We start from the raw sequence: 25652 nt of genomic DNA on the forward strand, positions 1-25652 counted from the left end.
CCTGCGCCACCTGCTTGTGCGCCAGAACCCGCGCGGCGACGCCTTCGGCAAGGGTTTCCATCAGGTTGAGCCGGCCGGCGGCCAGTTCATCCTCGATCGCTTCAGGCAGAATGTCATAGCTGAGGATGCCGTCCACATCGTCATGGGCGGCCCCCGGCGCGGTCTGCTTCAGATCGGCAACGATGTTGAAGCGCACGCGCTGGGTGTGGCCACGTTCCTGCTGGAACGCGCCGATCTCGACCTCAAGGACGTGGTCGTGCAGCAGCAGCTTGTCGGCGGTCCCGCTTTGCGCGGTCATCTGGACATCCACGGGCGCAACGGGGCGCGTGTTCAAGCCAGTGGGCTGGTCGGTCACGGTCGGTCCTTCTCTGATGCGGCGGGGCGGCGTGAGAAGGCCGGTTTAGACCAAAGTTCAGCGCGTCGCCACCCGCGAGGGCTGACGATAGAAATGGTGCACGCCGATGGTGGCAGTGCGCGGGAACTTGCGCGACCAGGACGGGCGAACCTGCTTGGTATGATAATGCGTTGCACCCTGCGTCAGATCTTCGGAAACGCCGCGCAGCACCGCATCCGCGACCTTGCTGACGTTGGTATAGGCGCGTTTCTCGCGGATCACCTCGGGATTGCCATCGCAGGTGTAGGTAAACTGGCACTGGTACTTGCGCCCGGTGCCCTGATTGATGACGCCGCAGACCGAGTCGGGATACCGGGGCGAGGACACACGGTTCATGATGACCTCGGCCACCGCAAACTGGCCTTTCACGCTTTCACCGCGCGCTTCGAAGTACAGCGCCTCGGACAGGCATTTCAGATCTTCGCTGGCTTTCGGCGCGGGCTGGGCCGCCAGCCACGCTTTGGTGTAGCTGACCTGCGGTTTGTTGCGCTTGGACGGCGTCGCGCTCTGCACCGGCGCATTGGACGGTTGCGGCACCACAAGGCGCAGCAGATCGCCCTCCTCAAGGCGCGAGATCTCGGATTTCTCCTGACCGAAGAGAGCGCTCAACTGGCCGTTGACACTGACCGACGGATCGTTGGAAGTACTGACAGTGGCACCCGCATGAACAGCGGAAGACAGGCAGATCGAGAACATCAAGGCAGCGGCAGCACGAATAGTCACGGTTTTTTCCCAAATTTGTTGGAACCAGAAGGGTGCTACCGGAGTTGACCCCTCGTTGGCAAATCCGTGACCGTGCGGAAGGTCAAAGCCGTTGTCATAACACTACAATTTAAAATGCTGCAGGTGCGAAGATGCCGGTTTTGCAGGCACTTAGCGCCCTAGGTTCCGTAAGCGGATTTCAGCGCAGACTGGGCCGCCGCAAGCCGCGCCAGGGGCACGCGGTATGGCGAACAGGACACATAATCGAATCCCTCGCCCCGGCAGAAGGCAATAGATTCGCTGTTTCCGCCGTGTTCGCCGCAGATCGACAGGGTCAGATCGGGGCGAGCCGCGCGCCCCCGCGCCGCTCCGATCTGCAACAATTCGCCGACGCCATCGGTGTCGAGGCTGAGGAACGGATCCTCGGAAAACACCCCCTGGCGGACATAAGCGCCCATGAAACGCCCCGCATCGTCGCGCGACAGCCCATAGGTCATCTGCGTCAGGTCGTTGGTGCCGAAGCTGAGAAACTCGCAATGGGCCGCGATTTCGCCGGCTTTGAGGGCCGCACGCGGGGTTTCCACCATGACGCCCAGCCGATAGGTCAGCTTGCCCCGGCGTTCGGTCTGCACCGCGGCCGAGATCGCCTCGACCCGCGCCTTGACGATTTCCACCTCGCGGCAGGCCGAGACCAGTGGGATCATGATTTCGGGCACCACCGGCGCGCCGCCTTCCGAGGCATCCAGCGCCGCCTCGAAAATCGCGCGGGCCTGCATGTCGTAGATTTCCGGCAGGGTCAGGCCGAGGCGCACGCCGCGCAGGCCCAGCATCGGGTTGAATTCGGTCAGCGCGTCGATGCGGCGCTGCACGTCCGACACCGGGCGGTTCAGCGCCTCGGCCAGTTCGATGATGCCCTGACGATCGTGCGGAAGGAACTCGTGCAGGGGCGGGTCGAACAGGCGGATGCAGACCGGTTTACCGGCCATGATCCGGAAGATCTGGGTAAAATCGGCGCGCTGCATCGGCAGCAGCTGCGCCAGCGCATCGGCGCGATCCTCGGGCAGGTCAGCGAAGATCATCTCGCGCATGGCGGTCAGCCGGTCCTCGGCGAAGAACATATGCTCGGTGCGGCACAGCCCGATACCATCGGCGCCGAACCGGCGGGCCAGCGCCGCATCCTCGGGGGTGTCGGCATTGACCCGCACGTCGATGTCGCGGACCTCGTCGGCCCAGCCCAGGAAGGACTCGAAAGCATCGTCGCGGCCCGCCGCCACCATCGCCACAGCACCCTTCAGCACTTCGCCGGCGGTGCCGTCCAGCGTGACGATCTCGCCTTCCTTGTAAATGGTGCCATCGGCGGTGGTCATGGTGCGGCTGCGGCGATCGATGGTGACGCTGGAGGCGCCGACCACGCAGGGCACGCCAAGGCCGCGTGCGATCACCGCCGCATGGCTGGTGGTGCCGCCGCGCTCGGTCAGGATCCCGCGGGCGGCGTGCATGCCGCGCACGTCCTCGGGGGTGGTTTCGCGCTTGGCGAGAATACAGGCTTCATCCTGCGCCGCCATCGCCTGCGCCGTGGTCGAGGAAAACACCAGCTTGCCCGCCGCAGCACCGGGGCTGGCGGCAATGCCCTGCACGATCCGGGTGCGCGGCGTTTCGGGGTCGATGCGCGGATGCAGAACCTCGTTCAGGGCGCGTGGCGGAATGCGGCTCAGCGCCTCGTGGCGCGAGATGATGTTGTCCTCGGCCAGACCGACCACCACCCGCACCGCCGCCTGCGCGCTGCGGATCACCGGAATCGCATCCAGGATCGCCAGATCGCCTTCGTGGATAGTGAATTCCACCTGCGCCTCATCGCGCAGCGTGGTCCGGCAGCGTTCGCCGTACTGCACCAGCCGGTCGAAAATGTCCGGGCAGAGCTCTTCCAGCGAGGGGCCGCGCGGATCGCGGGTCAGGTACAGCGCCCTCTCCCGGTCGACCAGCGCGTCGCGGCCCTGGCTCTGGCCCAAATAGCGGCCGGTGATCTGCGACTGGCCGGTGACCGGATCGATGAACTGCATCACCCCCGAACCGCTTTCGTCCGCCCCCACCCCAAGCGCCATTTCCTGCACCACAAGGCCCAGCCCGGCTTCGGCGGGTGCGCCGCGCGCCTGCCGCAGCAGCCGCGCCGAGGTGCTTTCCCAGGCCCGCGCCATGGAGCGCAACACGCCGACCAGCTGTTCGGCGGGATTCTGCGGGAAATAATCCTCGGTCTCGATCTCGTATTCCCGCAAGGCGGTTTCGACGGCCGTGCGCGACGGGGTGTCGGGGCTGTCGAACAGGTCGTCATCCAGATGCGAGACCTGCACCGCGTAGGTCTGGATGAACCGCAGGTACAGGGCGCTGGCCGCGGCCTCGCCCAGGGTTGTCACCATGTCCTCGTAGCGGGCATCGTTCATGCCGATGTTCAGAACCGCCCCCGGCCCGCCCCAGCGTGCCTCTTGCGAGGACGGGCGCACCGACACCAGTGGTGCGCCGCCAAAGGCGCTCAGGATCCGCTCCACATCCGGCATCCGCCCGGCGGCGATGCCATGCACCGTCTCGAACGACAGCGCTACGGTGCGCGGCACCGGCAGATCCAACTGGATCAGCGTCTGCAACCGCCCCGCGCGCCACCCGTGCTGGCGCGTGTCGATCGACGCGCTGCGGGTGATCGTGGTAAATTCCTTGAAGGTGACGAGCTTCTGCATCGGCGGGTACTCCTGGCGCAGAGCCTAGCCTTCCCCCGCCGTCAATGAAAGCGGCCCGGCGGGGATTACCCCGCCAGACGTGTCAGATCGGCCACCTGCCCGCAGGTCTGGCGGATCATGTGCAACAGGTTCAGGCGGTTGCGGCGCACGACTTGGTTGTCGGCATTCACCTGCACCGCCTCGAAGAAGGCATCGATCGGCCCGCGCAACTGCGCCATGGCGCCCATGGCGCCAGCGAAATCCTCGGCCTTGATGGCTGAGGAGATCGCTGCCCCCTGCGACTCCAGCGCCGCGAACAATGCCTTTTCCGCGTCGGTTTCGGCCAGCTTGACCTCGGCGCCATAGGAGTACTCCACCCCATCGGCCTCTTCCGCCTGGGTCAGGATGTTGTTGGCGCGCTTGAACCCCTGGATCAGGTTCTCGCCATCGTCGGTCTTCAGCACCGCCGCCAGCGCCTCGGCCCGCTTGACCAGCAGCGCCAGATCGTCATTGCCCGGCATGGCCAGGCAGGCGTCGATCACGTCATGCGGAATGCCCCGGTCGCGCAGATAGACTTTCAGGCGGTCGTGGATGAAGGAGAGAAGGTCATTCTCGTCGGCGAAGCTGGAGCCGCCCTGAGTCACTCGGACACCAACCAGTTCCTTTGCTTTCGCAAGGACACCGGGTCGCGACTTGAGATTGCACCTAACACCATTCTCCAGCACCAGCCGGATCACCCCCAGTGCCGCACGGCGCAAGGCAAAGGGGTCTTTCGAGCCGGTGGGCTTTTCATCGATGGCCCAGAACCCGGTCAATGTGTCGATCTTGTCGGCCAGCGCCACGGCGACCGAGATCGGCGCGGTGGGGACATCGTCGGACGGACCAAGCGGGGCGTAGTGTTCCTGCGCCGCCACCGCCACATCAGCGGGCAGGCCCGCGGCCTCGCTGTAATACCGCCCCATAACCCCCTGAAGTTCCGGGAATTCATAGACCATTTCCGACGACAGATCTGCCTTGGCCACCTGCGCGGCCTTCTCGGCGGCCTCGGGATCGGCGCCGACCAGCGGCGCGATCTCGCGCGCCAGCGCGGCGATGCGGTCGATGCGGGCCTTCTGGCTGCCCAGCTTGTTGTGGAAGGTCACATTGTCCAGCGCCGCCAGCCAGGTGCCCATGCCGGCGCGGGCTTCGCGCAGGTCGTTCTCCCAGAAGAACTTGGCATCCGACAGCCGCGCCGACAGCACCTTCTGGTTGCCCGCAAGGATGGTCGCGCCGTCATCCGCCGTCACCCGGTTGGCGACGGTGATGAAATGGGTGATCTTGCCGCCCTTGCCCACCGAGAAGAACTTCTGGTGTTCCTTCATCGAGGTTTGCAACACCTCGGCGGGCAGGCCCCGGAAGGCTTCGTCGATCTCGCCCAGCAGGACCACCGGGCATTCGACCAGCCCGGCGACCTCGGTCAGCAGGCCCTTGTCCTCGACCACTTCCAGCCCCTGCGCGAAGGCGGCGTTGGTGGCGTCGTGCCAGATCTGCGCCCCGCGTTCCTCGGCATCCAGGATCACATGGGCGCGCTTCAGCTTGGCGGCGTAATCGTCGAACGAGGTCACGGTGAAGGCATCGGGCGCCATGAAGCGGTGCCCGCGCGTGGTGTTGCCCGCAACGATCCCATCCACGTCCAGCGGCACCACTTCGGCCCCGGCGTCATCGGTCATCAGGCACAGGATCGAGTGCAGCGGGCGGACCCAGCGCAGCTCTCCGCTGCCCCAGCGCATGGATTTGGGCCAGGGGAAGTTGCGGATGGTCGCCTCCAGCACCTCGGCCACGATCTGCGCCGCCGGGCGGCCTTCCTTCACGATCATCGCGAAATAGGCCTGGCCCTTCTTCTCGTCGCGCACCTCAAGATCCTCGCGCGCGACGCCTGCGCCGCGGCAGAAGCCTTCGATGGCCTTGTCGGGCGCGCCGACGCGCGGGCCCTTGCGTTCTTCGCGGGTGGTGGGGCTTTCGGCGCTCAGCCCCTGCACCGTCAGCGCCAGGCGGCGCGGCGTGGTGAAGGCCTGCGCCCCGGCATAGGTCAGCCCGGCCTCGACCAGCCCGTCGGTGATCAGGCGCTTCAGGTCCGCACCGGCCTTGCCCTGCATCCGCGCGGGGATTTCTTCGGAAAACAGCTCGATCAGAAGGTCAGGCATGGAAGGGTCCTAGAAACTCAGAAGGGTCTGGATCACCGCCGCATTCGCCAGATCGACGAAAAAGGCAGAGACAAGCGGAAGGATGACGAAGGCGATGGGCGACGGGCCATAGCGTTTGGTCACGGCGTTCATATTGGCGATGGCAGTGGGCGTGGCGCCCAGCCCGAATCCGGCGAACCCGGCGGACAGCACCGCGCCGCGATAGCCCGATCCCATCAGCGGGAACACCGCCAGCAGGACGAACAGAACCGTCACAAGCGTCTGCAGCCCCATGGTCACCGCCATCAGTGCCCCCATCCCGGCCAGTGTCCACAATTGCAGCGACATCAGCGACATGGACAGAAAGATGCCCAGCGAGAATTCCGACATCAGCGCCAGCGCCGGGGTGCGCGACACCCGCGGCCCGATCCGGGTCAGCCCCAGCAGGTTGCCGACGACGATCCCCATCAGCAGGCAGGGCACGAACAGCGGCAGATTGAGCCCGGTGGCAGCAATGGCCTGGCTGAGCAAATAGCCCAGGATGATGGTCACATGCAGCACGAACAGCACGCGCATCAGGTCCACATGGGTGACGCGGGCCTCGTCGACCTTGTCGAACGGCAGGCCGACGGTATGGGTGTGTTCGGGGCGGTCCGGGGTCAGCTGGCCGCGTTCGATCAGATACTTGGCAATCGGTCCGCCGATCAACGCCGCCAGCACCAGCCCGATGGTGGCCACCGCGATGCCCAGTTCCGCCGCCCCGGCAAAGCCACTTTGTTCGGCTACCATCGGCGCCCAGGCAATCGCCGTGCCGTGGCCGCCGATCAGGGCCGCCGAGCCCATCAGCACCCCCAGTTGCGCAGGCATCCCGAAGGCCAGCGCCGCGCCAATGCCCACGATGTTCTGCACCACGATGAACACGATGGTCAGCCCCAGCAGGATCGCCAGAGGCTTGCCGCCGGTTTTCAGGTCGGACAAGCGCGCGTTCAGCCCGATGCCCGCGAAGAACACCACCAGAAAGTAGTTGCGCGAGCCGAGGTCGAACTCGACGCTGCGATCCATCAACAGGAAAATTCCCCAGGTGATGGCCGCGGCGACCAGCCCGCCGGACACCGGTTCGGGTATGTTGAAATCGCGCAGGACCCGGATCTTGCGGGTGACCTGCACACCCACCAGAAAGACCAGCAGGCCCAGGGTGGTGGCGACGAAATCGGGGATGACGAGGGGGGTAGATTCCATGCGCTCAGTCCCGGAATTCCGCGTTCAACTGGTGCCAGGCATAGGCACGCCCGTCGTCGAACACCGCGACCACGCGATCCACGCCCTGCGAGATGCTTTCTTCGGACAGGAAGGCGATAGCCCGGCCGTCCTGGATTGCGGCCCCGATCTCGGTGGCGTCGAAGCAGTCGAACCAGCCCGGCGCATTCAACGGCTCGGCCCCGTCGTACAGCCGAAAGGTCTCGGTCAGCAGCGCCTGGCTAAGGGGCGTGGTAAAACAGGCCCGGAACCGGATCGGCGAACTGGTCGCGTCGATGGCTTCGATCCCAGCAGCAGGGATCGGCTCTGGCGCGCCCTCGTGGATCGGGGTCAGCCGGATCTCGACCGTCTCGGTCGCGACCTCGTCGTAGAAATGATAGACCTGCAGGTAATAGAGCGACACCCCCGCGATCAGTGCGAACGCCAAGATGACTCCTCCGACGATCTTGCCATTCATGCGGCACCTCGGACGGGGCGCAGTGCCGCGTGGCGTGCCTGCCGGGAAAAAGGGAATCGCCGGGTCACGCGGCATCCCCCGCCACGAAGCCGCCGGCCTCGGTCTGCACGAAGGCATCGGCGCAAAGCTTGGCCAGCGCCCGGACCCGACCGATATAGGCCTGTCGTTCGGTGACCGAGATCACCCCGCGCGCGTCCAGAAGGTTGAACATGTGGCTGGCCTTGATGCATTGGTCATAGGCCGGATGCGCCATGACGATGCGGCGCCCGGTCTTGGGATCCTCGGCGGGCTGGTTCAGGATCGCCTGGCATTCGGCCTCGGCTTCCTCGAACTGCTTCAGCAGCACCTCGGTGTTGGCCTGATCGAAGTTCCAGCGCGAATATTCCTGCTCGGTCTGGCGGAACACATCGCCGTATTTCAGCGCGATCGGCGCGTCGGGGTCGTTGAAGGGCATGTCCATGACGTGATCGACGCCCAGAACATACATCGCCAGTCGTTCCAGCCCATAGGTCAACTCGCCCGAGACCGGCTTGCAGTCGTGGCCGCCGACCTGCTGGAAATAGGTGAATTGCGAGACTTCCATACCGTCGCACCAGACCTCCCAGCCCAACCCCCAGGCGCCCAGCGTCGGGCTTTCCCAGTCGTCTTCGACGAAACGGATGTCGTGCAGGTCCATGTCGATGCCGATGGCTTCCAGGCTGCCCAGATACAGCGCCTGAAGATCGGGCGGGCTGGGTTTGATCAGCACCTGGTACTGGTAATAATGCTGCAGGCGGTTGGGGTTTTCGCCATAGCGCCCGTCCGTGGGCCGCCGCGACGGCTGCACATAGGCCGCCGCCCAGGGTTGCGAGCCCAGCGAGCGCAGCGTGGTGGCCGGGTGGAAAGTGCCCGCGCCCACTTCCATGTCATAGGGCTGCAGAATGGCGCAGCCCTTTTCGGCCCAGTAATTCTGAAGCCGCAGGATGATCTCCTGAAAACTGCGGGGGCGGGATTTCGGATCCATGGGGCACCTTTCGCAACGCGTCGCGCCTCTCCATAGGCAAGAGGCCGGACAGGGTCAATCAAGCCCCGCCCGCCGTGCCCGGCAAAGCCGTCAGGCGCGCCAGAATTGCGGGGTCATCAGGGCAAAGACCGCCAGCAGTTCCAGCCGCCCCAGCAGCATCCCCGCCGACAGCATCCATTTCGCCAGATCATTGAGCGAGGCGAAATTCCCCGCCGGTCCGATGGTGTGGCCCAGACCCGGGCCGATGTTGGCAACCGCCGTGGCCGCACCCGACACCGCCGTAATCAGATCCAGCCCGGTCATCCCCAGCCCGACCGACAGGAAGCCGATACTCAGAATGAAGGCGGCGAAGAAAACCATGACCGAGGACAGCACCTCTTCGCTCACCGGCTTGCCGTCATAGCGCGGAATCACCAGCGCGTTGGGTGAATGGATGCGCCGGATCTGCGAATTGAGCGAGGCAAACAGCAACTGGAACCGGAAAATCTTGATCGAACAGGCGGTCGAGCCCGCGCAGCCGCCGATCAGCCCGATGATGAAAAAGAACACCACCGGGAAGCTGCCCCACAGCATGTAGTCGGCGCTCGCATAGCCGGTACCGGTCAGGATCGAAACGGTGTTGAACAGCGCCTCGCGGAACGGCGCCTCGCCGACGCCGGCCCGCTGCCATTGCCACAGCGACAGGCAGACCACCAGAATGCTGGCGACCATGAAGAACCCACGCACCTGGCGATCGCGCCACAATTGCTCGGGCGCGCCGGCCACGAATTGCACATAGCGGACGAAGGGCAGCGCGGCCAGCATCATGAAGGCCACCGCCACGTATTGGATGGCCGGGCCGAAGGCGGCAAAGGAATTGTCGTAATTGGCGAAACCGCCGGTGGCCACCGTGGTCATGGCGTGCACCGCCGCATCGAAACCGGACATCCCGAACGCGGCATAGAACAGCGCGCAAGACACCGTCAGAACAAGGTAGATCACCGAGATCTGCGAGGCGATCTGGCTGGCCCGCGGCAGGATCTTGCCATCGGTCTCGAAGCCTTCGGATTTGAAGATCTGCATGCCGCCAACGCCCAGGGCGGGCAGAAAGACCATGGCCACGACGATGATACCTACCCCGCCAAACCATTGCAGCAACCCGCGCCACAGCAGGATTCCCTGCGACATGGTATCGAGCCCCGAAAGGACCGTGGCGCCGGTGGTGGTCAGCCCCGACATGGCCTCGAAGAAGGCATCCACGTAGCGCGCCTCGGGGGCACCCAGATAGAATGGCAGGGCGCCGAAGATCGGCAGGATCAGCCAGACCGTGGTTGTCAGCAGGAAGATCTGTTGCAGGTTCAGCCGCCCGCCCGCGCCATTGGCGCTGGTCATCGCCACGAACATCCCCACCGCCATCGAGGCCACGGCGCTTTCCAGCATCGGCAGCCAGTTCTCGTCGCCGCGAGACAGGTCGAAGGCCATGGGCACCAGCATCGTGGCGCCCAGAACCGCAACCAGCAAACCCACCACATAGGAAACAGGGCGAATATCAATCATCCGCCAGTCCTGCGGCGCGCGCCGGTTCCTGTCAAGCGGTGGTGGAGAGCCGTGGTCCTTGCCGCGCTCCATCTGCGTTCGGGACGCCACCCTTCCGGGGCTCCGCCCGTTCGCGGCTCAAACGCTCCCCCGGAGCGTTTGCGGGACGCCACCCTTCCGGGGCTCCGCCCGTTCGCGGTTCAAACGCTCCCCCGGAGCGTTTGCGGGACGCCACTCACCCTACGTGGTACAGGGAATTGAACAGGCGGGGGTCGAGGCTTTCGGCGGCGAAAGTCGGGCCTTCGGTCAGCACGCTGACCGCATCGTGGCTGTGCAGGCTTTCCTGATGGCTGGCCACCACCCGGAAATCGCCCACGCGCGCATCGCCCAGAAGCTCGGCACAGAACAGCCGCGCGGCATCTTCCACGAATATCGGGTTTGCGGCGTTCAGCTCGGCGAAGGCCTGTTCATCCTCGCGCTTGACCATCACCTGCGTTTCCGTCGGCACCGCCCGGCGGCACAGGTCGATCAGATCCTCGAACCACAGGCAGGGCGCATCCTCGGCCAGTTCCACCGACACCCGCGCCACCGAGCGCTGGGAATGCGGCGTTGCCAGTTGCCCGCGCTCTCGCCGGGCATGCTCGCTCAGTTCCAGTGAACAGGGGCAGGTCGAAGAATAGACGAAGTCCAGATGCACGATCTTCTTGCGCACCCCGTCCTGTTCCACCAGTTCCAGCGCGATGTCGTAATACTGGTACCCCGACAGGCCCGAGCGCAGGCTGTCGACCTTTACCGGAAAGGAAAACCGCATCTGGATGCGGGCGTCGAAGCTGTCCAGATCGGTCTTGTAGGCATCCAGCGCCGCCTCGATCACCTCGAAGCTGAAGGTCTCTTCGGCATGGCGATAGAAGGTGCGCATGATGCGCGACATGTTGATGCCCTTCTTCTCGGCCTCAAGGCTGACCGTGCCGGTAACCGAGGTTTCCAGCGTCAGATCGCCGTTGTCACGGGTGTGAAAGCGGATCGGCAGGCGGAAGTTGGAAATGCCCACGTGCTGGATCTGCTGCCGCGCCCCCCGGATCAGGCTGGCGGGCCCGTTCTGCAGGTCCGGCAACGCCGCCTTGTAGGCCGGCGTCACCTGGAAGTCCGAAGGATAGTCGCGGGCCAGATCGGGATAGGCGCCGGCATTGCGCCCGGTCAGTGCGCCGATGCCGGGATGCAGGGTGTCCACCTCTTGCGCCCCGCTCTGCCGCGCCCAGCGGCGCAGCAGCGCCAGCGCCTCGGCGGCGTCTTCCCTTGTCGGTTCACGATCCTGCATCGGCGTATGAATATTCATCCTTGGGCTCCTCAGCTGGCGCTTGGCCGATCATGCCCGATCCCGCGGACAAAATCAGCCTCACACAAGCATACGTGAGCCAGCGTGACTCAGATCACTTCCAATCCGTACAGAAGATCCTGAAGCAGATCGCCGGCATCCTCCAGCCCGCAGCTGATGCGGATCAGACCCGGCGTGATGCCCAGTTCGGCCTTCTGGTCATCGGGCAGCCGCTGATGGGTGGTGGTGGCGGGATGGGTGACGATCGACTTGGCATCGCCCAGGTTGTTCGAGATCGTGAAGATCTCCAGCGCGTTCAGCAGCTTGAACGCCGCGTCCTGGCCGCCCTCGACGTCAATCGACAGCACAGTGCCGCCGCCTTCCATCTGCGCCGCGGCCACGTCCTTCTGGGGATGATCGGCCAGCGTCGGATAGAGCACCCGGCGCAGTTTGGCATGTCCTTGCAGGCTGTTGGCCAGCGCCGTCGCGGTATCGGCCTGTGCCCGGCAGCGCAGATCCAGCGTTTCCAGCCCTTTCAGCAGCACCCAGGCCGTGAACGGCGACATCGAGCCGCCGGTATGTTTCATGTAGGGTTCCACGGTCTTTCGGATGAATTCCTCGGTGCCAAGGATCACCCCGCCCAGCACCCGGCCCTGCCCGTCGATGTGCTTTGTCGCCGAATAGATCACCACATCCGCCCCCAGCTCCAGCGAGCGCTGGAACACCGGCGTGGCGAACACATTATCCACAAGAACCAACGCCCCCGCCGCATGGGCGATGTCCGAGATCCCGCGAATGTCGGCCACTTCCAGCGTCGGATTGGAGATCGCCTCGAGGAACACCGCCTTGGTATCGGGGCGCATCGCGGCCTTCCAGGCGTCCAGATCGGTGCCGTCGACGAACGTCACCTCGACACCATAGCGGGTCAGGATCTCTTCCAGGATATACAGGCACGATCCGAACAGCGCGCGCGCCGACACCACGTGATCCCCGGCTTTCAGCATTGCCGCCAACGCGCCGTTGACCGCCGCCATGCCCGAGGCCGTGGCGAAGGCATCCTCGGCCCCTTCCAGCGCGGCGATCCGCTCTTCGAACATGCGCACGGTGGGGTTGCCGTAGCGGGCATAGATGAACTCGTCCGGACCGCTTTCGATAAAGCGCGCCTCGGCCTGTTCGGCGGTGTCGTAGACGAAGCCCTGGGTCAGGAAGATCGACTCGGAGACCTCGTTGTACTGACTGCGGCGGGTTCCGCTGTGCACCAGCTTGGTACGGGTGTTCCAGGACGGATTCGTATTCTTGGCCATCGGGCCACTCCTTTCACCAATGTACCGGGAGAAAAGACGGCCGAAGCCTGACCTCTTTAGCGGTATATTTAACGTGGCCCGCAATCCGGCAACAAAGCGCCACAGGTGGCGCGATACAAATCCCCGCGCCTTGCGTCAAGGGGGGATGGCGGTTCAGGCCTCGGGATTGCTGTCGTCTTCGATGCCATAGGTCGCGAAAAGCCGGGTCTGCGCCATGAAAAAGGCCATGGTGGCCAGCGGCAGGCCGAAGGTCTTGAAATTCACCCAGACATCGGTGGAAAAGCTGCGCCAGATCACCTCGTTGGCGACCATCAGCAGGGCAAAGAACAAAGCTACGCGCCGGGTCAGCAGCATCCAGCCGTCATGTTCCAGCGGCACCAGTTCCTCCATCACGTAGCGCAGGTAGGACTGGCCGCGCAGCAGGCCGATGCCCAGCACGCCCGCGAACAGCGCATAGATCAGCGTCGGCTTCATCTTGAAGAAGCGCTCGTCGTTGAAAACCACCGACATGCCGCCGAACACCACCACCAGAACCGCCGTGACCACCTGCATCTTCGACAGATGCCCGGTCAGGGCCCACAGAGTGGCGGTTGCCGCCAGCAGGATCGGGATGAACAGGGCGGTGACCAGGATGAAGCCCGAGTATTCGGTGCCGCCGTATGTGAAGACCTGATCCTTCAGCCGCACGTAGCCGACGAAGAACAGCACCACCGGCCCCAGTTCCAGCGCCAGTTTCAGGTAGGGGTTGATCTTGCGGCCGGCCATGGGTCTTCCTTGCTGTGATCGCGCGGGGTTGCCTGTCACATCGGACGCCCGCGCGCCGGGGTCAAGCCCCCAGCTGGACGATGATGGCGCCAAGGGCGATCAGCGACATCAGCGCGATGCGGCGCGGACCGACGGTTTCCTTCAGCACCAGCCAGCCGATCAGCGCGGCAAACACCGGCGAGGTTTCCCGCAAAACCGCCGCCTGCCCGACCTTGCCGATGCGTGTGGCCAGCATCACCGATCCGAAGCTGCCATAGGCGACGAAGGCGCCGATCAGTCCGCGCAGCATCAGCGGTTTCAGCGCCGGACGCACGGCCATGTGCCGCCAGCGGCGCAGCGCCAGCACCGGCATCAGCAGCCCGTCGAGGAAGAAAAACCACGCCAGGAAGGTGAACGGATTGGCCGTCGCACGGATGCCGTAGGCGTCATAGGTGGTATACAGCGCCACGAAGCCCCCCGTCGCCACCGCCAGCCACAGCGCCGGAACCAGTGTCTCGCGGTCCAGCTTCACATGGATCAGGTTGTAGATCGCCAGCCCGAAGATCCCCGAGACCAGCACCGCCACCCCCAGCCACTGTGTCGCCGAATAGGTCTCGTTGAAAATCAGCCAGGCCGCGATCACGGTAAACAGCGGCCCGGTGCCGCGCACCACCGGGTAGACCACCGTATAGGCGCCGCGCTCGTAGGCCAGCGCCTGCAACAGCTTGTAGCCCGCGTGGATGAAGAAGACGCCGGCGAAGATGATCCACATGTGCGGCTCGGGCCAGGGCGTGACGAACAGGGCGATGGGCGCGGCCATGGCGCCATAGCAGAAATCGATCGCCCCACGGCTGAGCCAGGGATCGTGCCGCCCCTTCTGCAAGGCGCCGAAGACCGCGTGCAACAGCGCCGCCGACAGTGCCAGGAACAGCGCCACCTGCTGCCCGGCCTCGGTGCCTTCAAGGGAGATCAGCCATTCGCTCATGCGCCGTCGCTATCCGCTGCGGCGCGCCTGCACAATCGGTCTCGCGTCAATCCCGCGCGGTCACATGGCGGGATTGCACGGGCTGCATCACTCCGACAGGCCGGTCAGGGCGACGGCGAATTCTTCCGGGTCGAAGGGCGCCAGATCGTCGATCTGCTCGCCCACGCCAATGGCATGGATCGGCAGGCCGAAACGGTCGGCCAGCGCCACCAGCACGCCGCCGCGCGCGGTGCCGTCCAGCTTGGTCATCACCAGCCCCGACACATCAGCCAGCTTCTGGAACTCCTGCACCTGGTTCAGGGCGTTCTGCCCGGTGGTGGCATCCAGCACCAGCAGCGTGTTGTGCGGCGCGTCGGGGTCCTTCTTGCGGATCACCCGGACAATCTTGGCCAGCTCTTCCATCAGGTCGGCGCGGTTCTGCAAGCGCCCAGCGGTGTCGATCATCAGCAGATCGGCACCGTCGCGTTCGGCACGGGTCATCGCATCGAAGGCCAGACTGGCGGGATCCGAACCTTCAGGCGCGGTCATCACCGGCACGCCGGCGCGCTCGCCCCAGACCTGCAGCTGCTCGACCGCTGCGGCGCGAAAGGTGTCGCCCGCCGCAATCACCACCGATTTCCCGGCCGCGCGAAACTGGCTGGCCAGCTTGCCGATGGTGGTGGTCTTGCCCGCGCCATTGACACCGACCACCAGAACCACCTGCGGGCGCTTGTTGTAGATCGGCATCGGGCGGGCGACCGGTTCCATGATCCGCGCCACCTCCTGCGCCAGAAGCTGCTTGAGCTCGCGGCTCGACAGCTTGCTGCCCATGCGGCCCTGCGCCAGCGCCGCCGTCAACCGGCTGGCGGTCTCGACCCCCATGTCGGCGGTGATCAGCAGATCCTCGATCTGCTCCAGCATGTCATCGTCCAGCGCCCGGCGCGGCGCCCCCGTCGTATCGGCGCGCCCCATTAGTCGGCCGAGCAAACCCGGCTGTGTGGTGGCGGGCTTGGTCTCGGGTTTCGGGGCCTCTGGCTTCGGTGCCGGTGCCGCCGGAGCCGTCTCGTGCGCGGGCGACGCGGCTTCCGCCTCCTCCTCCACGATCGCTTCGATCCCTTCCTCCAGCCTGGAGGAGGACTTGAACATGCGATCCTTGAGTTTCGAGAAGAAGGACATCGGCTCAGCCTTTCAATACACCTGCCTTTCCCTAACCGCCTGTGTCCCCGGATGGAAGACCGCGCCCGCTTGCCGTGCACGGGTCAAGGGCGGCGCAGCCGGGGCGCAGCCTGCACCCTTGAGGCGGGTGCGGCAAGCCTCCACCCTCGCAAAGGCGCTCTGAGGACGCGCACCGCGCCCTCAGACGCCTCTCAGCAGATGCCCAACCCTTGCCGCCCTCCCGCCGCCGGGCACGGGGCGGCAACTGCCGGACCTCCGGTCCGGCCAGCAGGAAATGCGCCCGTCAGGGCGCGCCGTGTGACAGGATCAGATCTCGTCGGGGAAATGCTTCATGGTCAGCCGGATCGGGTTGGGCGCCGCCTGCCCCAACCCGCAGATCGAGGCATCGGCCATCACCGTGCACAGGTCTTCCAGCAAACCCCGGTCCCAATGTTCCGCCCGCATCAGTTGCACCGCCTTTTCGCAGCCCGCCCGGCACGGCGTGCACTGGCCACAGCTTTCATCCTCGAAGAACCGCAGCATGTTCAGCGCCGCATCGCGCACCCGGTCCCGGTCCGACAGAACCACCACCGCCGCCGAGCCGATGAAGGTCTCGTGCCGGTGCAGCGTGTCGAAATCCAGCGGCACGTCGTTCAAGCTGGCAGGCAGAATGCCCGAGGACGGCCCGCCCGGCTGGTAGGCCTTGAAGACATGCCCCTCGGCCATGCCGCCCGCCGCCGCGATCACATCCGTGATGGTGGAGCCTGCGGGCAACAGGTAGACCCCCGGCCGCGCCACCCGGCCCGAGACCGAATAGCTGCGCAGCCCGGCGCGGCCGTTCTTTTCATGGGCGCTCAGCACCTGTGGCCCCTCGCGGCAGATGCGCGCCACCCAGAACAGGCTTTCGACATTGTGCACCAGCGTGGGCCGCCCGAAGATCCCGACCTGCGCCACGTAGGGCGGCCGGTGCCGGGGCAAGCCGCGCTTGCCTTCGATCGATTCGATCATCGCGCTTTCTTCGCCGCAGATATAGGCGCCCGCCCCGCGCCGCAGATCGACATATCCCGGCGCGACCAGCCCGGCGGATTCCAAAGCTGCGATTTCCCGGCGCAGGATCTCCAGCACGGCGGGGTATTCGTCGCGCAGGTAGATGAAGCAGGTCTCGGCCTCCACGGTCCAGGCCGCGATCAGCATACCTTCCAGGAACAGATGCGGGCGGCGCTCCAGATAGTAACGGTCCTTGAAGGTGCCCGGCTCGCCCTCGTCGGCATTCACCGCCAGATAGCGCGGCCCGTCCGCGGCCCGCACGAAGGACCACTTGCGGCCCGACGGGAAGCCCGCGCCGCCCAGTCCGCGCAGCCCCGATTGCAGGATGCGGTCCTGCACCTCTTCGGGATCGCCCCCGGCGCGCAGGGTTTCCAGTTCGGCATAGCCGCCTTCGGCCCGATAGGCCGCCAGCCCTTCATAATCCGGGATCACCGGATGGGTGCGCCCCTCGGCCACGGCGGCCAGAACCGTTTCCGGCGTGGCATGATCTTCGTGGTAATGGCCCAGTTCGACCACCGGGGCGATGTCACAGCGGCCCATGCAGGGGGCGCGCAGCACCCGCACCTGCGCCGGATCGGTCCCGGCTTCCAGCGCCGCTTTCAGCGCCTGCGCCCCGGCCATCTCGCACGACAGCGAATCGCAGACCCGGATCGTCAGGGCCGGCGGCGGCGTCTCGCCTTCCTTCACCAGGTCGAAATGGGCATAGAAGCTGGCCACTTCCCAGACCTCGGCCTGCGACAGGCGCATTTCCTCGGCCAGCGCCCGCAGATGCGCCGCCGACAGATGGCCATAGCGATCCTGGATCAAGTGCAGGAATTCGATCAGCAGATCCCGGCGGCGCGGGCGATCGCCCAAAAGGGCGCGCACCTCGTCCCAGGCGGCATCGTCCAACTGCCGCCCCTTGGGCGTCTTGCGGCCTTTGCCGGGCGCCGACTTCCAGATCCCCTTGTGGAGCGTTTCCGTGCTGTCGCCTGCCATGGTTCCCTTCCTCCGACCGTCCTGTTTCTTGCTACGCAGCGGATACCGGACCCTGCCTTTCAGAAACGACGCTTTCCGGCCCGCAAGGGCCGTTTGCCCCTAGAACAGCGATCCCTGATCCGGCGGCGCGTCCTTCGGCTTGCGGCGTTTGCCGGACGGCGCGGGTTTTTCCGCAGACCCGGCGCCCACGCCCGTCGCGGGCACCGCCTCCAGCACCCCATCGCGAAACTGGATCTGCAGGGCGCTCTGGTCAGCCCCGGTCGCGGCACTGGTCACCAGCATATCGCCCGCGCGCACCACGGCAAAGCCGCGCGCCAGCGTCGATTCGTAGCCCAGCGAGCCGCGCAAGCGCTCCAGTGCCGCCAAGCCCTGACGCCGTTCCCCCATGCGGGCCTTCCATGCCTGCCGCAGCCGCGCCTGCAACCGCGCCAGATCGCCCGGTGCCGCCGCCTGCTTCTGCCGGATCGGGCGCAGGGTGAGCCTTGCCGAAATCCCCGCCAGATCCAACGTACGACGCGACGCGACAGCCTCGGCGGCGCGGTCCAGCCGCTTGCCCGCCACTGCCAGCCGCTGCCGCTGTGCTTCCAGCCGGTCGTTCAGGCGGCCCGGATGCAGGCTGCCCCTGGCGCTGTTCAGCCGCGCGCGTTCCTGGTGCACACGGCTGCGCAAGGCCACCGGCAGGCGTTGCGCCACCGCGTCGAACCGTTGCTCCGCATGGCGGGTCAGATCCTGCGGGCGCGGCAATGCACGCGACAGGTCCCGCAACCGCTGGCCGCGCTGTGCGGAACTGCGCGCGTGCGCCCCGGCCAGTCGCGCGCCCATGCTTTGGGTAACCGCCAGAAGCTCGGCCAGCACCGGCACCGCCATTTCAGCCGCCGCTGTGGGGGTCGGCGCACGCCGGTCCGAGACGAAGTCGATCAGCGTGGTGTCGGTTTCATGCCCCACCGCCGAGATCAGCGGGATCTCGGAGGCCGCCGCCGCCCGCGCCACGACCTCCTCGTTGAAGCCCCACAGATCCTCGATCGAGCCGCCGCCGCGCGCCACGATCAGCACATCGGGCCGGGGCAGCGACCCGCCGGGGGTCATGCGGTTGAACCCCTCGATGGCACGCGCCACCTCGGGCGCGCAGCGGTCGCCCTGCACCGCCACCGGCCAGATCAGCACCTTGGACGGAAACCGGTCGCGCAGCCGGTGCAAGATGTCGCGGATCACCGCGCCCGAGGGCGAGGTCACCACGCCGATGACATTGGGCAGATAGGGCAGCGGCCGCTTTCGCTCGGGCGCGAACAGCCCTTCGGCCTCCAGCATCTTCTTGCGCTTTTCCAGCATCGCCATCAGCGCCCCGGCCCCGGCAGGCGTGATGCTGTCGATCACCATCTGGTATTTCGACTGGCCGGGGAATGTGGTCAGCCGACCGGTGGCGATTACCTCAAGCCCTTCTTCGGGTTGGGTCACCAGCTTGGCCGCCTGCCCCTTCCAGATCACCCCCGCCAGCACCGCGCGGTCATCCTTCAGGTCCAGATAGACATGGCCCGAGCGCGGCCGCGACACCCGGCCCAACTCGCCGCGCACGCGGACGCGAGCGAATCCCCCCTCGATGGCCTTCTTCACCGCGCCGGAGATCTCGGAAACGGTGAATTCCGGGGCATTGTCCCCCGCTGCGGGGCTTGGATCTTCGAACAGGTCGGACATTGGCGGGCCTTTGCTTGCGCATCTCGGACCCGCACCCTAGAACCCAAGGCCGAAAAGGCCAAGGAGGGCGGCGATGAACATTCTGATCTTGGGCGGCGGGGGCCGTGAACATGCGCTGGCCTGGGCGGCGCAGCAAAACCCCAAATGCGACCGCCTGATCGCGGCGCCCGGAAACGCCGGAATGGCCGATATCGCTGAACTGGCCGTCCTCGACATCGAGGACGGCCCGGCGGTCGCCCAGTTCTGCGTCGAGAATGCCATCGACTTCGTCATCATCGGTCCCGAGGCGCCGCTGGCCGCCGGGGTGGCGGATGAATTGCGCGCCACCGGCATCCTGTGTTTCGGCCCGTCGGCGGACGCGGCCAAACTGGAAGCGTCGAAATCCTTCACCAAGGAAATCTGCGACGCCGCCGGCGCCCCCACCGCCGCCTGGGCGCGCTTCACCGAGGCCGCCCCGGCCAAGGACTATATCCGCGCACAGGGCGCGCCCATCGTGGTCAAGGCCGACGGTCTGGCCGCGGGCAAGGGCGTGATCGTCGCGATGACCGAGGCCGAAGCGCTGGACGCCATCGACGACATGTTCGGCGGCGCCTTTGGCGGCGCCGGGACCGAAGTGGTGATCGAGGAATTCATGGAGGGCGAAGAAGCCTCGTTCTTCGTGCTCTGCGACGGCGAGACCGCCCTGCCCGTGGGCACCGCGCAGGATCACAAGCGCATCGGCGAAGGCGATACCGGCCCCAACACCGGCGGCATGGGCGCCTATTCCCCTGCGCCGGTGCTGACCGACGAGATCGCCGAACGCACCATGGCCGAGATCGTTTATCCGACCCTGCGGGAAATGGTGGCACGCGGCACCCCTTACCAGGGCGTGCTCTATGTCGGGCTCATGATCAAGGACGGCGCGCCGCGTCTGGTGGAATACAACGTCCGCTTCGGCGACCCCGAATGCCAGGCCCTGATGCTGCGGCTGGGGGCACAGGCCTTCGACCTGCTGCACGCCGCCGCCGAGGGCCGTCTGGCCGACACCCAGGTCACCTGGGCCGACGATCACGCCATGACCGTTGTGCTGGCCGCCCATGGCTATCCCGGCAGCTATGCCAAGGGCAGCGAGATCAAGGGCCTCGACACCCTGCCAGCCGACAGCTTCCATATGATGTTCCACGCGGGCACCAAGGAAGTGGACGGCAAGATCACCGCCAATGGCGGCCGGGTGCTGAATGCCACCGCCCGCGGCGCCACCCTGGCCGAGGCCCGCGACCGCGCCTATGCGCTGGTCGACGGCACCGACTGGCCCGAAGGCATCTGCCGTCGCGACATCGGCTGGCGCGCGCTTGGGTAAGGTCCGGGTCACAAGCCCCTGATCGCCTGTCGTTTTGCACCCTTGCGCCAAAATCGCACGGGTTGCTACAAGACGGGAACGACCCGGTCCCGGGTCCGCCCCCCTGTCAGAGGATCCCTGCCCCCATGACCCAACCGTCACTGCCCATGCATCCGATGGCGCCGGAGCATCTTCCGGCGTTCGTCACTCCTCCCGGCGCGTCGGATACCCTGATGATCGGGGTCGGGGTCTTTCTGGTGGTGGCGATCCTGCTGCTAGGGGTGCTGTACCTGTATCTGCACTCCCTGCCTGACCGGATGGCCCATCATTCCAACTCGGCGCAGTTCCAGTTGATCGGCGTGATGACCTTGTTGGCCTTGTTCACGCATAACAACGTCTTCTGGATCGCTGCCCTGCTTCTGGTCTTTGTCGACATTCCCGACTTCATGACACCGCTGCGCAGCATCGCGGCCTCGCTTGAAAAAGCCACCGGGCGCGAGGGGCTGCCCGAAACGGTCTCGGCCGACGACCTTGAAACCGCCGAGGGGGCCGACCGCCATGTTTGAGCTGATGTTCTGCTCGTTCTTCACGATCCTGCCCGACTACCTGTACCGCCGCCTTGTGCAGGGCAAGCGGTTTGGCAAGGAAATCAACCTGTTCTCGGTTTGGTACGAATTGCGCTGGGGTCTGACGGGCTGCTTCATGCTGACCGTGGGGCTGATCACCACGGTGTTCTACTTCCATCCCTCGACGACCGCGGTCTCGTCCTATTACCGGACGGTGACGATCCTGCCGCAGATTTCGGGCCGTGTTGACGAGGTCTTCGTGGTCTCCAAGCAGGAGGTGAAAGCCGGCGACCCGATTTTCAGGATCGAGGATTCCACGCAGCAGACAGCGGTGGAAACCGCCACCCGCCGCATCGCCGAGATCAATGCCGCCATGCATGTGGCCGAAGATCAGCTTGTCGCCGCCCAGGGCAATCTCGACCAGGCCGTCGGCCTGCTGGAACAGACCGCCGATGAACTGGCGCGCCAGTTGAACCTGCAAGCCCGCAATCCCGATGTGGTCGCGGGCCGCGAGATCGACCGGCTGCAAAACACCGCGGAGGCACGACAGGGCGCCGTGGATGCGGCACAGGCACAGGTCTCATCCATCGAGACCCAGATCAATGAATTGTTCCCGGCACAGCTTGCCACCGCCAATTCACAGCTTGCGCAGGCGCAGGCCGAACTGGACAAGACCGTGGTGGTCGCCGGTGTAGACGGGACGGTGGAACAATTCGGATTGCAGGAGGGCGACTATATCTCGGCCATCCTGCGTCCGGCCGGCATCCTGATCCCGCATGAGTTCGATCACGGCGTGTTTGCGGCGGGCTTCGGACAGTTGACCGGCCAGGTCGTGCAACCCGGCATGCTGGCCGAGATTGCCTGCGCCACCCAGCCCTTCCAGGTGATCCCGATGGTGGTGACCGCGGTGCAGCCGGTGATCTCCTCCGGCCAGTTCCGGCCGACCGACCAGTTGATCGATCCGGCCAAGGCCCCGGCGCCGGGGTCACTGACCACCACGCTGCAACCTCTGTTCGAAGGTCAGGCCAACGCCATTCCGCCGGGCAGCACCTGCATTGCCAATGCCTATACCAGCTTCCACGAACAGCTTGAGAACCCCGATCTGGGGTTCTGGACCAAGCTCGGCATGCATGGGGTTGACACTGTAGGGCTGCTGCACGCCATCATCCTGCGCATCCAGGTGCTGCTTCTGCCGGTCAAGACGCTGGTCTTCTCGGGCGGCCACTAGGCTGCCGGCCAGCGATGGCGCGGGTCCGGCGGGCCGGGTCAAGGCGCGCGCAGCGCCCGCGCACCGCGCGGCCTGGCCTTGATGCGGACCGGCGTACCCTGACCATGGACGCGGCGCTTTGAGGGGCAGACCTGCCCCTCAAACGCTTCTCAGCAGATAGTCCCCCATCCCGCCACAGGCGCTGTACCGATCCGTCCGCGCAACCGCCGCGCCCGTCAGGGCGCGGCGCGGCCCAACCCCGTCAGACACCGCAAGGTGTCGCAACGGGGGCGGGAGCGCCCCCTATCCGCCGGTCGGGAACTGCACCACCATCATGTCGACGGGTTCACCATTCATCGCGCGCGAGCCATGGCCGCCACCCGATACATCCTTCATCCAGAAGATGTCCCCCGGCCCGAAATCGCGCACTTCGCCGTCACCGGCCTCGACCCGGAACTGGCCACGCAGGATGAAGGCCACCTGTTCCAGCGGCGAATTATGCGGCACCCCCACCCAGCCCGCCGGAAGGGTCAGGGCCACCAGCGCACTGGCCGGAATCTTCTCGGACAGCAGCATCGGGGCGGCCGGCGGCGCGAAATGGGTGTCTTCCAGCAGGAAATCGGCCTCCTGAAAATGGGACACCCCCTCGGCATCTTCATCCAGTATCGTGTAGCGCATGGCGGTTTCTCCCTTTCCGAAAATCGTCGGACCGGGAGAAGCCTAGCATGGGAGCGGAAATTCCCGAAGAGGCCGCTGCCACGGCGGCCCGTCAGTCGGCACAGGCCAGAGCGGCGTCAAAGCCCGCCGCATCGGCGGGCAAACCCAGACGCCGGGCCCTCAGTTGTCCCGCATGAAGCTTCACGGCCACCAGACCGCGCCAGTCCGCCGTGGCCAGCACCAGTTCGGCACCCTGCCCGCAGCGTCGCAGCCCGCCCGAGATGTCCCGCTCTCCGATCCGGTGGTTGGTCACGCCCGGCAGCGCTGCAACCGGCACCAGCGCGCCGTCCTCGACCCGCCAGACGCGCAGGGTCCTGGCCAGATGCGGGCGGTCCACATAGGCGATCTCGATCCGTCCGTCGCCGTCCAGATCCCCGATCCCCGCCGGCGCCAGCCAGCGGAACCGCGTGCCGATGAAAGGCGTGGCATAGCGCAGGCCGCTGGCGTCATAGACCGCCAGACGTGCGCCGCGCCGCTGGTCGCTTTCGACCACCACGACCTCGGCCTGCCCGTCGCCATCCAGATCCGCCAGACGTGGGGCGGTATCTTCGAACACCCGGCTGTCGGGCAGCACCAGCCGCAGCGGCGGCGCGTCGGCGCGCTCCAGCACCAGCGCACCATATTCGATGCCGTCGCCCAGCACCGCGTGCGGATAACGGGTTGTGGGGTCGGCGTAGCGGGCGCCGGTGATCTCGGCGGCCACCGGCAGCGCCAGAAGCACGGCCAGCAATCCCAGCGCCGCTGCCCGCATGATGCGCATGCTCAGATCTGCTTTTCAGGCATCTGCACCACCAGCCCGTCCAGATCGTCGGTGACCTTGATCTGGCAGGTCAGGCGCGACCGGCCCGGCTCGGGCTCATAGGCGAAGTCCAGCATGTCCTCTTCCATCGGATCGGCGGCGGGCACCTTCTCGATCCAGTCGGGATGCAGGTAGACATGGCAGGTGGAACAGGCACAGGCGCCGCCGCAATCGGCCTCGATGCCCGGCACGTTGTTGTCGCGCGCGCCTTCCATCACGGTCAGCCCGACGGGCACATCGACAACGTGCTCGGTTCCATTGTGCTCGATATAGGTGATCTTCGGCATGTTCTGCCCCTTTTGCCTGGCTCACTTGCAAACTGTCGCTGGGGCGGGACATAGGCCAGCGCGGCGGGATTTTCCAGAGCCGCGCGCGCCCTTGTGAAATCGCCGCATTGTTCTATCTTTGTTCACATGCCCCGCAGCCTGACCCCAGCCCCGTCCGACATCCAGTGGCCCCGCCCGCCGCTGGCCCTGCCTGCCGCCTGGCTGGACCGACCGCCCAACGGCGCGCGGGTGACCGTGGCCGGGCTGGTGCTGGTGCGGCAGCGGCCCGGCACCGCGAAGGGGGTGATCTTCCTGACGCTCGAGGATGAGACCGGCGTGGTCAACGTGGTGGTCTGGAAATCGCTGTTCGACGTGCATCGCCGCGCGGTGATCGCCGGACGGTTGCTGCGTGTGACCGGGCGCATCCAGCGCGAGAATTCGGTCACCCACGTGGTCGCCGAACAGGTCGAGGATATCTCGGCCCTGCTGGACACGCTTGTGACACCGTAAGCCGCGCCCCGGCGAAAGGGGTCGTCAGGCGATCGAGATCAGATGCTTGCGTCCTGCCGCGGCGCGCACACGTTTCTCGATCATCAGGGTCCAGACCGCGACGATGATCCAGCTGCCATGGAAGGCCACCCCCAGCAGGAAAACCCAGCCGCCGTGCACCGGACCGATGGCGGCGCGCTGGATGAACTCGGCGAAATCGGCGGCGGGAACCGGATGGATCAGCAGCTTGCCGAAATAGGCCGTCGCCTGAACCGACAGGATATAGGCATAGTTGCGCCGCAGCCGCCGTCCCGCCGCCCGCAGGAACGAGATATGGAACGTCGGATAGATGTAGTCCGAGGCCAGCAGGGTGTTCCACTTGCCATCCATGTGCACGCCCTCGCCGCGCAGCATCGGGCCGTACATGTCGGTTTCCATCAGCCGGCAGCGCGCCCGCCAGACGTTGAAATAGCGATAGCGGCGCGCTTCGAACATCAGGAACACGCCCACCAGCAGGCCCACCAGCAACAGCGGCAGCGGCGTCGCCTCGGGTCCGGCAAAGGTCAGCGACAGCGCCAGACCCGTGGTCACCACAGACCAGTTGGTGGTCTGGTCCAGCCGGGTGCGCCAGATCGTGCTGCGATAGACCTCGCCACGGTAGAGATGCGCCAGCGCCCCCAACTCGGCGGCCGAGAAGTCTTCGGCTTTTTCCAGTGTCTGGGGTTTGAAATTCGGATGTGTCATCGGGCTTTCCGTCTGGTGCCCTCCGACTATTGCACCCCATCCGCGACCCGCCTAGGGCAAGTTCGCAAACTGCCCGGATTTTTAGCAGTTGCCGGAATGCGGTCCGCTGTGCCGATGGCGGCCTGGCGCCACGAAAAAGGGCGCCCGAA

23 protein-coding genes and 1 riboswitch are annotated in these 25652 nt (G+C 66.0%); of the genes, 4 read left to right on the forward strand and 19 right to left on the reverse strand.

What is annotated here, in order from left to right; all coding sequences use genetic code 11:
- The 15 genes from AB0T83_RS06550 to xseA form a co-directional block, all read right to left on the reverse strand.
- A partial coding sequence (locus tag AB0T83_RS06550; RefSeq protein WP_366192396.1) for a dihydroneopterin aldolase occupies positions 1-298 on the reverse strand: 298 nt, incomplete at its 3' end.
- A gap of 114 nt (positions 299-412) precedes the next feature.
- The gene (locus tag AB0T83_RS06555; RefSeq protein WP_366192397.1) at positions 413-1090 is read right to left on the reverse strand and encodes a cell wall hydrolase; all 678 of its coding nucleotides are present in this window, start codon (positions 1088-1090) and stop codon (positions 413-415) included.
- Positions 1091-1275: 185 nt separating this feature from the next.
- A complete protein-coding gene (locus tag AB0T83_RS06560; RefSeq protein ID WP_366192243.1) occupies positions 1276-3825 on the reverse strand; it encodes a putative PEP-binding protein in 2550 nt (849 codons plus the stop codon).
- A 65-nt stretch (positions 3826-3890) separates the two neighbouring features.
- The gene (glyS, locus tag AB0T83_RS06565; RefSeq protein ID WP_366192244.1) at positions 3891-5987 is read right to left on the reverse strand and encodes a glycine--tRNA ligase subunit beta; all 2097 of its coding nucleotides are present in this window, start codon (positions 5985-5987) and stop codon (positions 3891-3893) included.
- Between the two features lie 9 nt (positions 5988-5996).
- The gene (gene gltS / locus AB0T83_RS06570) at positions 5997-7205 is read right to left on the reverse strand and encodes a sodium/glutamate symporter (RefSeq protein ID WP_366192245.1); all 1209 of its coding nucleotides are present in this window, start codon (positions 7203-7205) and stop codon (positions 5997-5999) included.
- Positions 7206-7209: 4 nt separating this feature from the next.
- Positions 7210-7680 (reverse strand): DUF6446 family protein, encoded by a 471-nt coding sequence (locus AB0T83_RS06575; protein WP_366192246.1) that lies wholly within the window; start codon positions 7678-7680, stop codon positions 7210-7212.
- Positions 7681-7744: 64 nt separating this feature from the next.
- Positions 7745-8683 (reverse strand): glycine--tRNA ligase subunit alpha, encoded by a 939-nt coding sequence (locus AB0T83_RS06580; RefSeq protein WP_366192247.1) that lies wholly within the window; start codon positions 8681-8683, stop codon positions 7745-7747.
- Positions 8684-8773: 90 nt separating this feature from the next.
- The gene (locus AB0T83_RS06585) at positions 8774-10219 is read right to left on the reverse strand and encodes a TrkH family potassium uptake protein (RefSeq protein WP_366192248.1); all 1446 of its coding nucleotides are present in this window, start codon (positions 10217-10219) and stop codon (positions 8774-8776) included.
- A 214-nt stretch (positions 10220-10433) separates the two neighbouring features.
- Positions 10434-11534, reverse strand: a complete 1101-nt coding sequence (folE2, locus tag AB0T83_RS06590; protein ID WP_366192249.1) for a GTP cyclohydrolase FolE2 — start codon at positions 11532-11534, stop codon at positions 10434-10436.
- Positions 11535-11623: 89 nt separating this feature from the next.
- Positions 11624-12817 (reverse strand): O-succinylhomoserine sulfhydrylase, encoded by a 1194-nt coding sequence (gene metZ, locus AB0T83_RS06595; protein ID WP_366192250.1) that lies wholly within the window; start codon positions 12815-12817, stop codon positions 11624-11626.
- A 35-nt stretch (positions 12818-12852) separates the two neighbouring features.
- A riboswitch (SAM riboswitch) is annotated at positions 12853-12930 on the reverse strand.
- Positions 12931-12970: 40 nt separating this feature from the next.
- Positions 12971-13582: an inner membrane-spanning protein YciB gene (locus tag AB0T83_RS06600; protein ID WP_366192251.1), complete on the reverse strand. Its 612-nt coding sequence runs from the start codon at positions 13580-13582 to the stop codon at positions 12971-12973.
- A gap of 61 nt (positions 13583-13643) precedes the next feature.
- A complete protein-coding gene (locus tag AB0T83_RS06605) occupies positions 13644-14546 on the reverse strand; it encodes a DMT family transporter (protein ID WP_366192252.1) in 903 nt (300 codons plus the stop codon).
- An 87-nt stretch (positions 14547-14633) separates the two neighbouring features.
- Complete coding sequence (gene ftsY / locus AB0T83_RS06610) at positions 14634-15701, reverse strand: signal recognition particle-docking protein FtsY (protein ID WP_366192253.1); 1068 nt, start codon at positions 15699-15701, stop codon at positions 14634-14636.
- Positions 15702-16007: 306 nt separating this feature from the next.
- Complete coding sequence (locus AB0T83_RS06615) at positions 16008-17705, reverse strand: NAD(P)H-dependent oxidoreductase subunit E (RefSeq protein ID WP_366192254.1); 1698 nt, start codon at positions 17703-17705, stop codon at positions 16008-16010.
- A 99-nt stretch (positions 17706-17804) separates the two neighbouring features.
- Positions 17805-19397 (reverse strand): exodeoxyribonuclease VII large subunit, encoded by a 1593-nt coding sequence (gene xseA, locus AB0T83_RS06620; protein WP_366192255.1) that lies wholly within the window; start codon positions 19395-19397, stop codon positions 17805-17807.
- A gap of 73 nt (positions 19398-19470) precedes the next feature.
- Here xseA and purD point away from each other — a divergent pair, with 73 nt between their 5' ends.
- The 3 genes from purD (at position 19471) to AB0T83_RS06635 (ending at position 22509) form a co-directional block, all read left to right on the forward strand.
- On the forward strand, positions 19471-20736 hold the full coding sequence (gene purD, locus AB0T83_RS06625; protein WP_366192256.1) for a phosphoribosylamine--glycine ligase: 1266 nt from the start codon (positions 19471-19473) through the stop codon (positions 20734-20736).
- Positions 20737-20861: 125 nt separating this feature from the next.
- A complete protein-coding gene (locus AB0T83_RS06630) occupies positions 20862-21281 on the forward strand; it encodes a hypothetical protein (protein WP_366192257.1) in 420 nt (139 codons plus the stop codon).
- The gene (locus AB0T83_RS06635; protein WP_366192258.1) at positions 21274-22509 is read left to right on the forward strand and encodes an HlyD family secretion protein; all 1236 of its coding nucleotides are present in this window, start codon (positions 21274-21276) and stop codon (positions 22507-22509) included. The genes AB0T83_RS06630 and AB0T83_RS06635 overlap by 8 nt, the downstream gene beginning before the upstream one ends.
- A 282-nt stretch (positions 22510-22791) precedes the next feature.
- On the opposite strand, the gene AB0T83_RS06640 is transcribed toward AB0T83_RS06635, so the two are convergent.
- The 3 genes from AB0T83_RS06640 to AB0T83_RS06650 form a co-directional block, all read right to left on the reverse strand.
- Positions 22792-23166 (reverse strand): cupin domain-containing protein, encoded by a 375-nt coding sequence (locus AB0T83_RS06640; RefSeq protein ID WP_366192259.1) that lies wholly within the window; start codon positions 23164-23166, stop codon positions 22792-22794.
- 91 nt (positions 23167-23257) lie between these two features.
- Positions 23258-23965 (reverse strand): FG-GAP repeat domain-containing protein, encoded by a 708-nt coding sequence (locus AB0T83_RS06645; RefSeq protein WP_366192260.1) that lies wholly within the window; start codon positions 23963-23965, stop codon positions 23258-23260.
- Between the two features lie 2 nt (positions 23966-23967).
- Complete coding sequence (locus AB0T83_RS06650; protein WP_193142469.1) at positions 23968-24291, reverse strand: 2Fe-2S iron-sulfur cluster-binding protein; 324 nt, start codon at positions 24289-24291, stop codon at positions 23968-23970.
- Between the two features lie 126 nt (positions 24292-24417).
- On the opposite strand from AB0T83_RS06650, the gene AB0T83_RS06655 reads away from it, so the two are divergent.
- Entirely contained in the window at positions 24418-24780 is a 363-nt protein-coding gene (locus tag AB0T83_RS06655; RefSeq protein WP_366192261.1) for an OB-fold nucleic acid binding domain-containing protein, read from the forward strand.
- A gap of 24 nt (positions 24781-24804) precedes the next feature.
- On the opposite strand, the gene AB0T83_RS06660 is transcribed toward AB0T83_RS06655, so the two are convergent.
- On the reverse strand, positions 24805-25503 hold the full coding sequence (locus tag AB0T83_RS06660) for a DUF2270 domain-containing protein (protein WP_366192262.1): 699 nt from the start codon (positions 25501-25503) through the stop codon (positions 24805-24807).
- Between the last annotated feature and the right edge of the window lie 149 nt (positions 25504-25652).

The sequence above is a fragment of the Meridianimarinicoccus marinus genome (assembly GCF_040689105.1).
GTDB lineage: Bacteria > Pseudomonadota > Alphaproteobacteria > Rhodobacterales > Rhodobacteraceae > Meridianimarinicoccus > Meridianimarinicoccus marinus.